The 14,926-nt window shown below is 38.7% G+C and carries 13 protein-coding genes; 2 read left to right on the forward strand and 11 right to left on the reverse strand.

The window, feature by feature from the left end:
- Nucleotides 1-337: 337 nt before the first annotated feature.
- The gene (locus CHRYMOREF3P_RS06900; RefSeq protein WP_180564208.1) at nt 338-2,107 is read right to left on the reverse strand and encodes an aminopeptidase P family protein; all 1,770 of its coding nucleotides are present in this window, start codon (nt 2,105-2,107) and stop codon (nt 338-340) included.
- A gap of 403 nt (nt 2,108-2,510) precedes the next feature.
- Between CHRYMOREF3P_RS06900 and CHRYMOREF3P_RS06905 the strand changes: the two genes are divergently transcribed.
- Both CHRYMOREF3P_RS06905 and CHRYMOREF3P_RS06910 read left to right on the forward strand, forming a co-directional pair.
- Nucleotides 2,511-2,948, forward strand: coding sequence for a DUF6526 family protein (locus CHRYMOREF3P_RS06905; protein WP_047387789.1), 438 nt, complete (start codon nt 2,511-2,513; stop codon nt 2,946-2,948).
- A gap of 199 nt (nt 2,949-3,147) precedes the next feature.
- Entirely contained in the window at nt 3,148-4,254 is a 1,107-nt protein-coding gene (locus tag CHRYMOREF3P_RS06910) for a DNA topoisomerase IB (RefSeq protein WP_077418507.1), read from the forward strand.
- Between the two features lie 119 nt (nt 4,255-4,373).
- On the opposite strand, the gene CHRYMOREF3P_RS06915 is transcribed toward CHRYMOREF3P_RS06910, so the two are convergent.
- From CHRYMOREF3P_RS06915 to ureC, 10 genes are all read right to left on the reverse strand, one after another.
- Nucleotides 4,374-5,264, reverse strand: coding sequence for a helix-turn-helix domain-containing protein (locus tag CHRYMOREF3P_RS06915; RefSeq protein ID WP_180564209.1), 891 nt, complete (start codon nt 5,262-5,264; stop codon nt 4,374-4,376).
- A 139-nt stretch (nt 5,265-5,403) separates the two neighbouring features.
- Nucleotides 5,404-7,650 (reverse strand): TonB-dependent receptor, encoded by a 2,247-nt coding sequence (locus tag CHRYMOREF3P_RS06920; RefSeq protein WP_180564210.1) that lies wholly within the window; start codon nt 7,648-7,650, stop codon nt 5,404-5,406.
- A 145-nt stretch (nt 7,651-7,795) separates the two neighbouring features.
- Nucleotides 7,796-8,683, reverse strand: coding sequence for an urea transporter (locus CHRYMOREF3P_RS06925; protein ID WP_077418504.1), 888 nt, complete (start codon nt 8,681-8,683; stop codon nt 7,796-7,798).
- Between the two features lie 184 nt (nt 8,684-8,867).
- The gene (locus tag CHRYMOREF3P_RS06930; RefSeq protein WP_180564211.1) at nt 8,868-9,569 is read right to left on the reverse strand and encodes a hypothetical protein; all 702 of its coding nucleotides are present in this window, start codon (nt 9,567-9,569) and stop codon (nt 8,868-8,870) included.
- A gap of 65 nt (nt 9,570-9,634) precedes the next feature.
- A complete protein-coding gene (locus tag CHRYMOREF3P_RS06935) occupies nt 9,635-10,423 on the reverse strand; it encodes an urease accessory protein UreD (protein WP_180564212.1) in 789 nt (262 codons plus the stop codon).
- Nucleotides 10,424-11,062, reverse strand: coding sequence for an urease accessory protein UreG (ureG, locus tag CHRYMOREF3P_RS06940; RefSeq protein ID WP_045499433.1), 639 nt, complete (start codon nt 11,060-11,062; stop codon nt 10,424-10,426).
- Between the two features lie 131 nt (nt 11,063-11,193).
- Nucleotides 11,194-11,892, reverse strand: coding sequence for an urease accessory protein UreF (locus tag CHRYMOREF3P_RS06945; RefSeq protein ID WP_232538978.1), 699 nt, complete (start codon nt 11,890-11,892; stop codon nt 11,194-11,196).
- A complete protein-coding gene (ureE, locus tag CHRYMOREF3P_RS06950; RefSeq protein WP_180564213.1) occupies nt 11,885-12,394 on the reverse strand; it encodes an urease accessory protein UreE in 510 nt (169 codons plus the stop codon). Before ureE ends, CHRYMOREF3P_RS06945 begins: the two co-directional genes overlap by 8 nt.
- Complete coding sequence (locus CHRYMOREF3P_RS06955; protein WP_077418499.1) at nt 12,384-13,031, reverse strand: hypothetical protein; 648 nt, start codon at nt 13,029-13,031, stop codon at nt 12,384-12,386. Before CHRYMOREF3P_RS06955 ends, ureE begins: the two co-directional genes overlap by 11 nt.
- 173 nt (nt 13,032-13,204) lie before the next feature.
- The gene (gene ureC, locus CHRYMOREF3P_RS06960) at nt 13,205-14,926 is read right to left on the reverse strand and encodes an urease subunit alpha (RefSeq protein WP_180564214.1); all 1,722 of its coding nucleotides are present in this window, start codon (nt 14,924-14,926) and stop codon (nt 13,205-13,207) included.

The following is a 14,926-nucleotide window of genomic DNA, read 5'->3' on the forward strand; positions in this document are numbered from 1 at the left end:
ATTGATTCTTTTTAAGCGAATGTATAGCCATGCAAGTTTCAATTGAGAACAAAAAAAATCACCTCAGGACGAGATGATTTACCGTTTTGAATTTACTTGAGTTATTTATGAAGATATGAATGATGTTTTGTTGGGACAAAGATAGGTCAACGCAGTTTTTTATCAATCAGTAGAATCCCTAGAATTATATCCGTAAAAATACGGTTGTACAAAAAGAAAAGCCCTGCAGGAAATACCTTACAGGACTTTGGTTTATCTAACAATTCTTTTGTTTAATGTTTAAAGCTCAAGATATAAAGTGATGATTTCATTAACTTTAAACCCTAACTAAACTTTATTAAAGAGGGCTTACCAATTGCAGGAACCAGTCTTTAACTTCTCCTTCCAAATAAGGAGCGAGCTTTTCTTCACACGTTTTATGGTAACCATTCAACCATGCGATTTCACTTTCTGAAAGGATTTCTTTCACTACAGTATCTTTGAAGAACGGGCAGAATGTTAAGGTTTCAAATTCATAGAATGTTCCGTGAATTGTTTTTTCTGCTTCTTTTACTGCGATCAGGTTTTCATGACGGATTCCATAATGTCCTTCAAGGTAATATCCAGGTTCGTTTGAACATACCATTCCCGGAAGAAGTTCCTGAGGGTTCAGGTCTTTTCTGATGTTTTGGGGTCCCTCGTGTACATTCATGAAGCTTCCTACACCATGTCCTGTTCCGTGGTTGAAGTCTTTACCTTCCATCCATAAAGGAAGTCTTGCGATAGCATCAAGGTGCACTCCTTTTGTTCCTTTTGGGAATTTTACCATTGATAAACGGATCAATCCCTGTAATACCAATGTTGAATTTCTTTTAAACTCATCCGAAGGTGTTCCTAAGGCGAAAGTTCTTGTAATATCTGTAGTTCCTTCAAGGTACTGACCTCCTGAATCTACCAGGATTGTTTCCTCATTGGTTACGTCTTTGCTTCCTTCTTTTTTGGCAGAATAATGCATGATGGCACCATTATCTTTATATCCCACGATAGAACCGAAGCTTTCTCCGACAAAATTTTCACCTTCTGCACGGAATCCTCTTAGTTTCTGTCCGATAGAATATTCATTCATCGTTTCTTTTCCTGCATTGTGAGTTAACCAATAAAGGAATTTTACCATAGCGACTCCATCTCTTACCATTACTTTTCTGAACCCTTCCAGCTCAGCTTCGTTTTTCTGGGCTTTCATCAAATTACCGGGAACCGGAGCTTTGATAAACTGGTTGTCTGTTTTTAAAGTTTCAAAAATCTGTTGATTGCTGTTTGGAGAAACCAGTACTTTTTCATTTTTGAAGGTCTTCAGGTAATTGTAGAATTCTTCGTAAGGCATCATCTTCACAAAGGAATCATCCATTTGTTTTCTTGCTCCTACTTCCATTTTTTCTAATCCTGTAAATAGAACAGCATCGTTTTTAGTAATCACAATATATCCTAAAAACACAGGATTGCTTTCTACATCACTTCCTCTCAGGTTAGCCGTCCATGCTACGTCATCCAGACTTGATATGATATGTACGGTAGCTTCCTGATCTTCCATTTTCTGACGGATGGCAGCAATTTTATCAGAGACGGATTTTCCCGCTCTTTCTACCGGATGTACGAAAATAGGGTTAGCAGATGGTGTTCCTCTTTCTTTCCAAACTTCTTTTAAAAGCGGAAAATCTACCAGCGTAATATTTTTTGAATTAAATTTCTGAGAAAGCAATTCCCAGTTTGCATTAGAGGCTGCTAAAGCATTTACAGCCACTTTACCTCCTGAAGGGATTTCTGAAATAATCCAGTCGATATAGTTGGGAGTTCCTTCCATACCTTCTTTGAAAAGATCAATACCTGAACCATCCAGCTCGATAGCAGCTTGTGTAAAGTATCTTCCGTCTGTCCAAAGTCCGGCTTTGTCTTTGGTAACTACCACAAAACCAGCAGAACCTAAGAAACCTGACAACCAAGCTCTCTCCTGCCATTCTTCGGGAAGGTATTCGCTCATATGCGGGTCTGCAGAATATACTATAAATGCATCAACATTATTTTTCTGCATTTCTTCACGAAGCGCAGCAACTTTTTCCTTTGAAGTCATTCTTTTCTTTTTTAAACACCGAAAGTTACGAAAAATTTGAAGTTGGAGCTGAAATCTAACGGCTATTTTACTTAATAATCTGTTATTTTATCCCGATTTCTTTTTGAAGAGATCTGTGGTTTAATTTTATATGTTTTTGTATTAAAAGACATTGATTATTTACCCCCTAAAGTCACAAAATCTTTTTTAATATTCTGTTTTTTAAATGACAATCCTTGTGTTTGAAAAGTATATTTAAGCTTTCTGACACTTAATACATGTAAATGGATTGGGAATAAATTTATAATTTAAAAACATTAAAACCTTAAACATATTTAATAAAATAAATCATTTTCATCTAAAAAAAACTACCACATTATCAAAATAATAAATTTTTGGAAAGATTATTGCTGTATTCAATTCCATGAAACAGCAGAACTACAATAACCACAGGAAGTTTTATCCACCTCATCATTTTATCTATCTCCCTTTACTCATCTTATTAGAGATTTTTGGAATTTATAAAATCTGGGATGACCCGGGAAATCAGCTGACCTGGATTTTATTTTCTATTGTGATTTTTCTGCTTTTTTATCTGGCGTTTATGACGCGGCAGCATTATGCATTGGGGCTTCAAAACCGAATGGTAATTCTGGAATTTCAACAGCGGTATTTTGAAATTTTCAATAAAAGATCGGATGAAACTGTTGAAAAACTAAGATTTGATCAGATTGCTGCATTGAGATTTACCTATGACGATGAGTTCAAAGAGCTTTTATACAGAGCTCTTCACGAAAACATCTCAGGAGATGAAATTAAACGGTCTATAAAAAAATGGAGGGCTGACCGACTCAGAATCTAACACCTCAACAAAATATATGGTTATGAAAAAGTGGAGCTTTTACAGTATTATGATATTAAGTTTGTTGACACTAACAAGTTGTGAAGCAGTAGAAACAATTTTTAAGGCAGGAATGTGGTGGGGAATTCTCTTAGTCTGTATAATAGTAGGGATTCTTTTACTGATTTTTTCGAGGGGTAAAAACTCGTAACCATGCTTTATGGAGAAGAATACAGATCTGGAGATGATTTCTCACCTTAAGCCTTCAAAAATTGTTAAAATAATGAAGGACCCGGAAGCTTCTGCAAAGGCGGTACATCTTGTATATACCACCGATGCAGAGACCGCCGGAATTACCCGTAAGAAAACAGGAAAGAAATATTCCTATTATAAAGACGGTGAAAAGATCAAGGATAAGGAAGAAATTACAAGAATCAACAGCCTGGTACTTCCGCCTGCCTGGGAAAATGTATGGATCTGCGCCCTTGACAACGGGCATCTTCAGGCAACGGGCTTTGACATCAAAAAAAGAAAACAATACCGCTACCACCCTCTTTGGAGCGCTTTAAGAAATCATACGAAATTTTACAGAATGCTTCAGTTCGGATATGCGTTACCGGAAATGCGGCTGCATATAGAACAGGATCTTGCTTTGAGAAATTTTGAAAAGCGAAAAATTCTGGCTTTAATTGTGAGCCTTATGCAAAGAACCAATATCCGTATTGGTAATACTATTTATGAAAAACTGTACGGTTCTTTTGGACTGACTACTTTAAAGGATAAGCATGTCAAGGTAAAAGGACAGAAAATTACGTTCTCTTTTAAAGGCAAAAAAGGCATTATGCATAACGTTGACCTTAGAAGTAAGAGGCTGGCAAGACTTATTCAGAAATGTAAAGATATTCCGGGAAAGGAACTTTTTCAATATTTTGATGATGAAGGAAACCGCCATTCTGTGGATTCAGGTATGGTGAATGAATATATAAAAGAGATCAGCGGCGAAGATTTTACGGCTAAGGATTTCAGGACCTGGTCTGGAACGGTAAGTGCTCTGATCGCTTTTAAAGAGATCGGGTATGCAGAAAATGATACTCAATATAAAAAGAAAGTAAAAGAAGCTCTGGAGATCGTTGCAGAAAACTTAGGAAATACCTCAGCTGTCTGCAGAAAATATTATGTTCATCCTTTAGTTATTAATCTTTACGAAAACAATACCATCAAAAAATACCTTGACGAACTGGAAATTATAGAAGAAAATGATGGAAAAGCTGATCTGACAAAAGAGGAAAGGCTGGTTCTGAAAATTCTTGAAAATGAGAGGATGTGAGAAAATGGAAGAAAGGAAGCAGGGAGATGGAAGTTCTGAAATCAAATTCCGAACTTTCAACTCATTTTGATCAAGCTTCTGCAATACTTCCAGCATCCGGCTTCCTACTCCCAGCCTTATTATATTGAAATCCTGTTGTTATTCAAAAACTGTATTCTGTATTCCTTTGGAGTAATACCTGCAATTTTTTTGAAAAGCTGGGTAAAATGGGAAGCAGTATGAAAATTCAGTTCGTAAGCAATTTCAGCAATATCTTTACTGGAGTGAAGTAATGCTTTGCTGTAATTGATATCTATCTCATTGATCCACTGTTTTGGGGATTTCTGGGTAACACCTTTTACACATTTATTCAGGTAGCTTTCTGTTACAGATAGTTTATCGGCATAGAACGCCACTCTCTTTTCTCCCACATGATATTTAAACAAAAGATCCCGAAACTGAAGGGACAATTCCATAGGGCGCGTCGCAGATTTGTGATGGGTATCAGAATCTGTGCTCAGCATTTTGATTAAAATAAGATGAAGCATCGTTACTACTACATCATTGATATTGAGATTATTTAGCCACAACTCCTGCTCCATGATAGGAAGAAGCTGGGTAATGGTTCCATAAGTCAGGCTGTCCAGATTCAGGAAAGGAGTCATGAAAAAGATACTGCTTTTATGCTTTGGCAGTTCCTGTTCAGACAGGATATTATTTTCATAAGCCAGGAAGAAGCCTTCAATATCGTCTGATAATTCTACAGTTGCCGTGATGGTTCCTTGTTTGATAAAGATAACCCCGCCTTTCCCAGCATGATATTCTTTATTTTCAAGATATTGTCTGATATGACCGTTGGTAACGAAAATGATAAAATTAAACGTTGTACGATACGGAATGACCGGCATCAGAATGCCTTTAAGGTAATTTTCTATCCGATAGAGCTGTATATCAGCATTATTGGCTAATATCCTGTCCGTAATATTCGGAAGAAAGAGTTTTTTATATTGAAAATTGGATAGAACTTCCATATCCTTTTTATGATTATTTAAAGTTATACAAAATATTTTTAAGACTCAACACCGAATCAGTGGAAAGTAAAAGGGCAAAAGCAACTCCCGCATCCAGCAACCTCCTCTCTCACCCCTTTATACTCTCCCACTCATTCATTTAGAACTTATAATACACTCCTACCCTTACTCCAAAAGGACTTCCTGGTGTATAAGTAAGATCTGTAATAGGTTCTGCTTCTCCTTTCAACTGGGTTTCTGTTGCAAACTGGGCTTCATTCCATTTTACATTGAAAAGGTTGTTAAGCTGAACATTTGCACCCCATTTCCGGCGGTTATAAGAAAGCATTAGATCATTTACAAAGTAAGCTTTGGTTCTGATACTGTTATCCTCTACTGCTGGTCTTGCTCCCAGATATCGGTATTGAAGTCCTAAAGAAAAGCCATCCAGGAAATCCCAGTTTACAGATCCTGTACTGGTTACTACAGGAGCCAGCGGAACGTAATCCTGTCCTTTTTCTTCTTCGGTAAATCTTGCATGAGAATAATTGATATCGGCATTCAGATAAAAGTTTTCCAACGGCTGGAAACGAACTCCAAGATCGGCCCCGAAACGTCTTGACTTTCCGGAAGGTTCTACTACAGCATCATCTCCTACATAAACAAATTCCTGCTGCAGATCCATATACCATAATGCCGGAGTAATAATCAATGATTTGAACGGATGTAATCTCACCCCAAAATCTGCTCCAATAGAATATGGAAGGGTATTTTCGTTTTTATTGGGAACGACTACTCTCAGGTCATTGGAGTGGAAGCCCATCCCTGTTTTCAGGAACCACATCACGTTATCATTCTGAGCGTAGGAGAAATTCAATTTCGGGCTTAGTCTTGTTGCTTCTTTTGACTGTCCGGACGGCAATTGTTCTACATCCAGCAGATTATGCATGTTAAAGATAAAATGATCTACTCTCAAAGCAGGGTTAATGGTCCATTTTCCTGTCTTCCATACCAATCCTGAGTAAGCATGAAGGTTGGTTTCCGTCCCTGTCACATCGGATAATCTGTCAAGCAGCATATCTCTGTGATACACATGGTTAAGCTGTAAAGTATTGATATCATCATTCCTTAACCCTATTCCAGAAGTCCAGTTTAAAGAACTATTAGCCAGGGCAAAAGCTTTGGTATATTTCACTTCGGCACCGTAGATATTTCTTCCGTCGGTCTGCTGAATTTCATCTCCATGATCTTTATCTTTTAAATTAAAGGTAAAATCAGAATACAGATTGAAATTATACTTTGAATAGAAAGCCATGGCATCAATCTGCTCAGAAGGAGATATAATGTGCTTGAAATTCATCTGAAGATTTGTTCTGGAAGTTTTTCCGCCTTCCGTAGGGTCTATACTTCCCCATCTGCCAATGATTCCTTCATCTACGGCACGTTCCGGAATCTGTCCGGAAGCATTCCATGAAGAATTGAATGTTGAAAACTGAATATTGAAATAGTCTTTATCAGTTAACCATTGGTTGTATTTCCCGAAGATGTTAACTCTGTTGAAATTCTGTTTTACATCAAAAGGGCCGTCTGTATAGTTGTATTCTGCTGCGATATAGGCATTTTTTCTTCCCAGATCATCATGCAGAATATTGAACATTCCCAAAACTCTTTCTGAATTGAAAGAGCCTCCTTCCAGTTTAATCATACTGTTTTTCAATCCATTATAGGTCTGAAAATCTACATATCCTGCCGTATTGAAATCACCGCGATCCATATAATAGGCTCCTTTTCCGAAGTCAATATTGTTTACCGTTTCAGGAATCACAAAGTGTAAATCTGAGTATCCCTGACCATGGGCATGAGAAACGATATTCACCGGCATTCCGTCCACATTAACGCTGACATCGGTACCGTGATCGGCATCAAATCCTCTTAAAAAAAGCTGTTCGGCCTTTCCTCCTCCAGCATGCTGTGCAATAAACAATCCCGGAACTTTTCTCAATAAATCCTGCGCTGAGTTTACCGGAAATTTATTCAGATCAACCTTTGTAATGGCTGATAAAAATGAACTGTGATTGATGGCAACTTCAGAAATCTGAAAAGGCTTATGCTGTAAAAAAATAACTTTATTTTTATCTTCATCGCTGGTCACCACCCATTTTACCTCATCATATCCCTGACGGCTGATCACAAGGGTATCAGGAAGTGATTTTACAGGAATGGCAAATATACCATCTGCCGCTGTATGAGTATGGCTGTTCCCGTGGTCATATTTTACCAAAGCATCTGCAATGGGAAATTTGTCATCTGCATCTTTGATCAGCAACTGTTTTTCTGCTTCCTGCGCCATCATTTTTCCACTGAATGCCATGACCAGAAATACGGCTGCTATTTTTGTTATTTTCATTTTTTATTTGTTTGTATAATGTATTAATGATTTTAGAAGTCAAATGAAAGACAAGTGAATCATCAGTCATTCGTAGGAGAACTTTAAACTTTAAACTTTAAACCTTGAACGTTAAACTTTGAACTTTGAACTCCCTTCTAAAACTCTATTCTTTAGTTTTAAGAAATACTTTCTGAATTAAAAGCGTAATCCACGTTCCGGCTACGAATGGAAAAGTAAATACTCCACCCACGATATCTAAACAATGATTGTCAATCAAAAGATCATCAATGGCAATCGTGATAAGAACGGCAATAAGTACCCATAAACCATCTGTTTTTTTAACTCCGGAAAAAGCAATTGCTGAAAGCACGGCATTAAAACCAAATAATCCCATGTGGATTTCTTTAATAGGCTCTCCGTTCAACTGTGATAATCCTGCACCAAGAATAGATGCTGCCAGCCCATATAAAGCGGCTATGGGAGAACTGATGAAAACGGCAAGAAAGAAAATCATTCCTGAAAGTACTCCACCCTGAAATATTACTTCGCCAAAACCATTGGTACAGGCAAGAAAATCATCATATTCTGTGGGCACCACTTCACTGCTCAACATCGCAGATGGCGGAATATGCGTAAAATGATGGAGTGCAAATACCAATATCCATGTAATGATAATGAAAGGAAAGGTAAACACCGGAATTTTCTTCTGAATAAAGAAATGCTGAATAACAGCTGCCAATGCTCCACCCAACACTATTAAAATCCAGATCAGCAATGTAGTTTCAAATAGAAAGGACAACGCTACTCCTACAAGTGCCGCACTGAAGCCGTAAAGCCCGGCATTGATTTCAGATTTAGCATAGTTAAGTTTCATGGCAGTAAAAGTTCCGGCCGCCGTTGAAAGCAATACTGCAATCCCGCACTGCCAGCTTCCCATAAAGATTCCTGTAAGAAACAGAAGTCCTGTCCATCTGTTTTCCTGAAGCATAATCTGTCCGATTCCTTTCAAAACATGGTCTATAAAAGGTAGTTTTTTGAAAAATTCGTTCATAGTTTTTTTGTATAATGTATTTTGTACAATGTAAAATGTATTGATGATTTGAGTGAGACAGTAAAAGTAATAGCTGGAAGCTAGAAATTGGGAGCAGGAAGTGGGACTCTACACTAAAACTCTCATTCTCTCTGACCTTCAAACTCTACCACTCGTACCCCGAATCCTGAATCCTGAAACTCGTTTACCATCCAAGAAAGACCATTCCTATTCCGCAAACGGTTACCACAGCCCCGCTCACCACTCCCATATATCTTTCCAGCTTTTCAGTATTGAATAGTGTTGAATAACCATAACGTCCCAGAAGAACCATTCCAAGCATTGTCAGGACGGTAGTTATGGTGAAAGACGTTACCAGAACAGCAATTTCAGACATTGAATGTTTTACTCCCGAATAGAATAATAAAGGAATTAAAGGTTCACTGGGTCCCATTACGAAAATCATAAAAAGTACAAGCGGAGTCACTTTTATTCTTTTTTGAGGCATTACCACTTCACTATGATTATGTTCGTATACATAAACATCATCACCCATTACATCAAAATGCTTATGAGGCTTGTTTCTGATGGCCTGAATGAAACTATATACCAGATAAACTCCTCCAAAAATAAGCAGTGCCCATCCTGAGAAATTTCCTCTGATATCCTGAAACCAGGAGATCTTATTGAGCTGCCATCCAAGGAAAACCCCGATAAAGCCTAAAATCAGAGAACTGAATACGTGTCCGAAACCGCAGACAACCGTTAATACTGCTGTTTTCATTCCGCTCCATTTCTTGGATTTTGAAATCACAATGAATGGCAGGTAGTGATCCGGCCCTGAAGCGGTGTGTATGAAACTTATTGAAACGGCACTCAAAAGAAGCGCCCAAACTGTACTATCCATTTTTTACTTTTTTGTTTTACTTGAGAGCCTTGTCAAGGTTTTGAACCTTGACAAGGCTCCCTTTTTTACTCGAGTGACCAGAGAATTTCCTGAATATACAGGAAGAAGTTGTACATCAACTCTCCTCCGTGTCCCAAAGCTCTTACGACAAAACCATTGTCATCCATTGCAGAGACTCCGACTTCCATTTCTTCATGATGCTGTGCCGCTGCTTCAACGATCTCTTCAATCAATCCATTCTTGTCTACATTTCCCTTCGTACTATAGAAGATCAGGGTTCCCTGGTGGGTATACTGTTCCAGATTTCCGATACTGCTGATCGGGATCATATCAGGCTGAATGAAAACATTATCTTTCACTACCAGCTTATTGTTGTGGTAGATTTCCATCACATTCTGAAAACGCTTCAGTTTAAAAACTTCTCCATAATGTTTTCTTCCGCAGGTAATAATCTCACTGATGATGATCTGGCTGTTGTTCCCAATATGAATATTCGCTTTGCTCTTAAAATTGGAATCTTCATGCGGAACTATGGGATGAGGAACGTAAGCAAAAGAGGTTTCATCTTCCATAGAAACATTAAGCTCCTGAAGTGCTTTATCCTTCATATTGAAAAGCCTCTGATAGGATTGTGACTGCAGCTGAAGCGCAGCACCTTTTTCAAGAGCAACCTCCAGATGGTAGTGGTCTCCATCCAGAATTCCCGGAGAGGAGCTCATCACCATCTGATAAAGTTTTTTGTCACTTTTCCGCTGCCCTACAGAAACCACTCTGAAAGGAAGTGAGACATAAAGGTCTTTCACATAGGATTCTCCTCCCTTAAATCCTGCGATAATATTTAAACGACTGTCCATTTATCTTACTAAGTTCGGTTCTTCAATTTCCTCGAGAAGAGCATATTTTTTAATCCAACCTATTACTTTGTCCAGTCCTTCATCTGTTTTAAGGTTTGTAAATACAAAAGGATTTCCTTTTCTCATTCTTCTGGCATCATTTTCCATTACTTCAAGGCTGGCTCCTACATACGGGGCAAGGTCTATTTTATTGATAATTAACAAGTCTGATCTTGTAATACCAGGACCTCCTTTTCTAGGAATTTTCTCTCCTTCTGCTACGTCAATAATGAAGATGGTAACGTCTGCAAGGTCCGGGCTGAATGTCGCTGAAAGGTTATCACCTCCACTTTCGATAAGAACCAGTTCAATTTCAGGGAAACGTGCTGCAAGCTCATCTACGGCTTCAAGGTTCATACTTGCATCTTCGCGGATGGCAGTGTGTGGGCAGCCTCCTGTTTCTACTCCGATAATTCTATCATGGGGAAGAAGACTGTTTTTTGCCATAAATTCAGCATCTTCTTTTGTATAAATATCATTAGTGATTACTCCAAGGTCATACTTTCCGAATAATTTTCTGCTTAAACGTTCCAGTAATGCAGTTTTTCCTGAACCTACAGGTCCTGCAACTCCTACTTTTATATATTTTCTATTTTCCATTTTTTTAAAATTTTAATTGTTTTTTAACGCTATGGACGCTAAGTTTTTTACCGTGAATATTTTACGATCGCAAAGGCGTTTCACTCAGCAATGTGCATCGTATTCTGCATCATCAGCTATTTACCTTTTCCTTACGACATATAAAGTCTTGAATACAATCTCTCATGCTGCATACACCTGATATCGAAAGCGGTATTACAAAGTCCTATCATATCTCTGTCCAGCTCTATGGTTTCCCAGACTGTTTTTTCCATTACAGGATAAAGGGAAAATAAAATATCTTGTCCATCCAGCTGTCCAAGAGGAACAAGCTTTACCGCATTGGTGATCATTCCCGCCACTGAGGTATAATAGAATCCTAAAAGAGCTTCATACAAAGGAATTTTCATTAGGTAAGCATACACTCCGAACACAATACAGTAATGGGAATTGGCTTCTTTATTCTGCACTGCTTTTTCAAACGCTTCCATAAAAGGGAAACGGTCTCTCCTTTTAAAGATTTTGATCAGCCTGATCCCCAATTTCTGACTGGCCTGGCGGATTTCCTTCGGACATTTTATAGCGTTACACTCATTATCAAGAAGTAACAATGCCTGCAAATCTCCTTTTTCCGCTGCTTCATACGCCAGTTTTACAAAAGCCCCATCATTAAATTTAAGGTTGTACTGAAGCATATTCTGCACAAATTCTTTGGCTGTACCTAAATTATGTACAATCCTTTCCTGCACATAGGTTTCAAGTCCGTTGGAATGAGTATACCCTCCGATGGGAAGTGTCGGATCTGCAAGATGAAGCAGTCCTGACAGGAAATTTATGTTGATATTATTCATCTTTCGGAGCTGCCATTTTTAAGATTTTTGTAAAGATTGTTGATCCCAGACTTCCATGCCCGTGGGGTTCTACATTGGATTTAAGAAGATTCAGCAGTTTCACAGATTGTTTCTCCGGGTTGAAACCGCTTGCCTCCAGCCATCTGAACATCGGCATTTCAAAAGGAAGCAATACTTTATCATTCTGAATGAAGAGCGGAATATGTTTGTTTCCGATCTCATAACATACGGTACCCATTTTCAGGAGCGAAGCAGGTGACATCACGATCGCTTCCGTCTCCAGAACATTTACCGCGATTATTTTTTCCGCATCCTCAAAAAGAATATCTCCTTCACGCAAACGCTGTCCTTCTCTGAGAAACTTGATCGCAACGTCAGTTCCCTGTCTGGTTTTTTTGCGCTGGATTCTTTTGGTAGTTTCAAACCATTCCAGATCAAGATAATCTATGGTTTTCCCTGTAGGATTTTCAGAGAGATTGCCTGTGATTTGATTAATTATCATTTTTGGATTTTTTTCTAAAGTCTAAGTTTTTGGAGATTCCTACCCCGAATGTTGAACCACTGATTCCTGCTACATAGTTCTTCGTCCAGCCTTCTTCTTTGGTTTTAGTCTGAAGCATTGAAAGTTCTGCAAATTTGAATTTCAGGGCCCAGCCTCCTCCCAGTAATATTCCAATCAAGGGATAGGCACGAAGACGGAATCCGTTAAAGTTCTGCATTGCATCAGCAGCCGTTGACAGCTGCTGTCCCCAAACATAGTGAGCATCTACCTGCCCGATCAGTACAAAGTACTTTCCAAGCATCAATGAAGGGCTGTACCAGATACCTGCTTCATTTTGTTTGTAGACTACATTATGATCAACTGTATTCTGTGAGTAAGCATAATTGACTCCGATAAGGTCATTATTGTTAATGAAGTACCCTACTCCAAGTGGTGCGCTTGAGACAGTACTGCTGCTGCTGGATGGAGTTGTAAGTTTAGAGTAATCTAATGAACCATACACCATAAACTGCCCTTTTGGTCCATCTTCATCACTTTTAAGCCTGTGCCCGCCCAAAAACTGAGCGCTCAGATTTCCTGAAAGCATAGACATTCCGGCTACAACAAGAGAAACAACTGTTTTATTTAAATATTTCATTTTAAACTTAGTTCTATAATTATTTTAAATTCAGTGAGTAAACCTGGGATAAAGAAGTACCTGAAAGTGTCATTCTAAACGAAATGTAGTGAAGAATCCCTATGAGATTCTTCCTTCGTCAGAATGACAAAGCCCAATAGTTTCGCTTTCAGATACTGTACTTTAAATTGATCTTAGAATAAGTAATACAGCTGTGTTAAAGGAAGTGTTTCCGCAGGTTCGCAAGTGATGTACTCACCGTCTACCGTTACTTTATAGTTTTCAGGGTTCACTTCAATTAAAGGAGTCTTATCGTTATGAATAAGGTCTTTTTTGGAAATATTTCTACAATTTTTTACCGGAAGAATCATTTTCTCCAATTTGTAAGAAGCAATGGTTCCGTTGTCGATAGAAACCTGAGAAACGAAATTCGCACAAATACCAAACTTGGCTTTTCCATGAGCTCCGAACATATTTCTGTAAATAATTGGCTGAGGTGTTGGAATAGATGCATTTGGATCTCCCATTTTAGCAGCAATCACAAACCCTCCTTTTACAATCATTTCCGGTTTTACTCCGAATAATGCAGGCTTCCAGATCACCAAATCTGCCAATTTACCTTCTTCAAGAGATCCTACATATTCTGAAATACCATGTGCAATAGCGGGATTGATGGTATATTTAGCCACATATCTTTTTGCACGGTAATTATCGTTTCCACTATCCTGATCTTCAGCTAAATCACCTCTCTGCTCCTTCATTTTGCTTGCCGTCTGCCATGTTCTTGTAATCACTTCTCCCGGTCTTCCCATCGCCTGAGAATCCGAACTCATGATGCTGAAAACGCCCATGTCATGAAGAATATCTTCTGCTGCAATGGTTTCAGGGCGAATACGGGAATCTGCAAAAGCTACATCTTCAGGAATATTCTTGCTCAGGTGATGACAAACCATCAACATATCTAAGTGCTCATCAATCGTATTGACTGTATAAGGACGTGTAGGATTTGTAGAAGCGGGCAGTACATTTGGGTACATTGCTGCTTTAATGATATCCGGGGCGTGACCTCCACCAGCTCCTTCTGTATGGAATGTATGGATCACTCTTCCGTTGATTGCTCTCATTGTATCTTCAAGGAATCCTCCTTCATTCAGCGTATCGGTATGGATAGCAACCTGAACGTCATATTTATCCGCTACTTTCAGTGCTGCATCAATTGTTGCGGGAGTTGCTCCCCAGTCTTCATGGATTTTCACACCTAAAGCACCTGCTTCTACCTGCTCTTCAATAGGTTCTTCTGCCGAACAGTTTCCTTTTCCGAAGAAACCAAGGTTCATAGGATATTCTTCTGCTGCCTCAAGCATTTTCTGCATATTGAATTTTCCCGGAGTCACTGTTGTAGCATTAGTTCCGTCATTCGGACCTGTACCACCGCCAATCATTGTTGTGATCCCGCTGTATAGAGATGTTTCGATCTGTTGAGGACAGATGTAGTGAATATGGGTATCAATACCTCCGGCTGTTACGATATATCCTTTTCCACCGTGGACTTCAGTTGAAGCTCCAATAATCATATTAGGACTTACACCATCCATTGTATCAGGGTTACCTGCTTTTCCGATTCCTACGATCTTTCCGTCTTTGATTCCGATATCACCTTTTATAATTCCCCAATGGTCAATGATGACAGCTCCTGTGATGCAAAGGTCCAGAACACCTTCATCTCTTTTAGCAGTAACATTCTGTCCCATTCCGTCACGGACTGTTTTTCCTCCTCCGAAAACGGCTTCGTCTCCATAGTGAGTGAAATCTTTTTCAATTTCAATGATTATTTCAGTGTCTCCCAATCTGATTTTGTCTCCGGCTGTAGGACCTAATATATTGGCGTATTGTTTTCTGTCTACGTGTAAGCTCAT

The sequence above is a fragment of the Chryseobacterium sp. JV274 genome (assembly GCF_903969135.1).
In the GTDB taxonomy this organism is placed as follows: Bacteria; Bacteroidota; Bacteroidia; order Flavobacteriales; family Weeksellaceae; genus Chryseobacterium.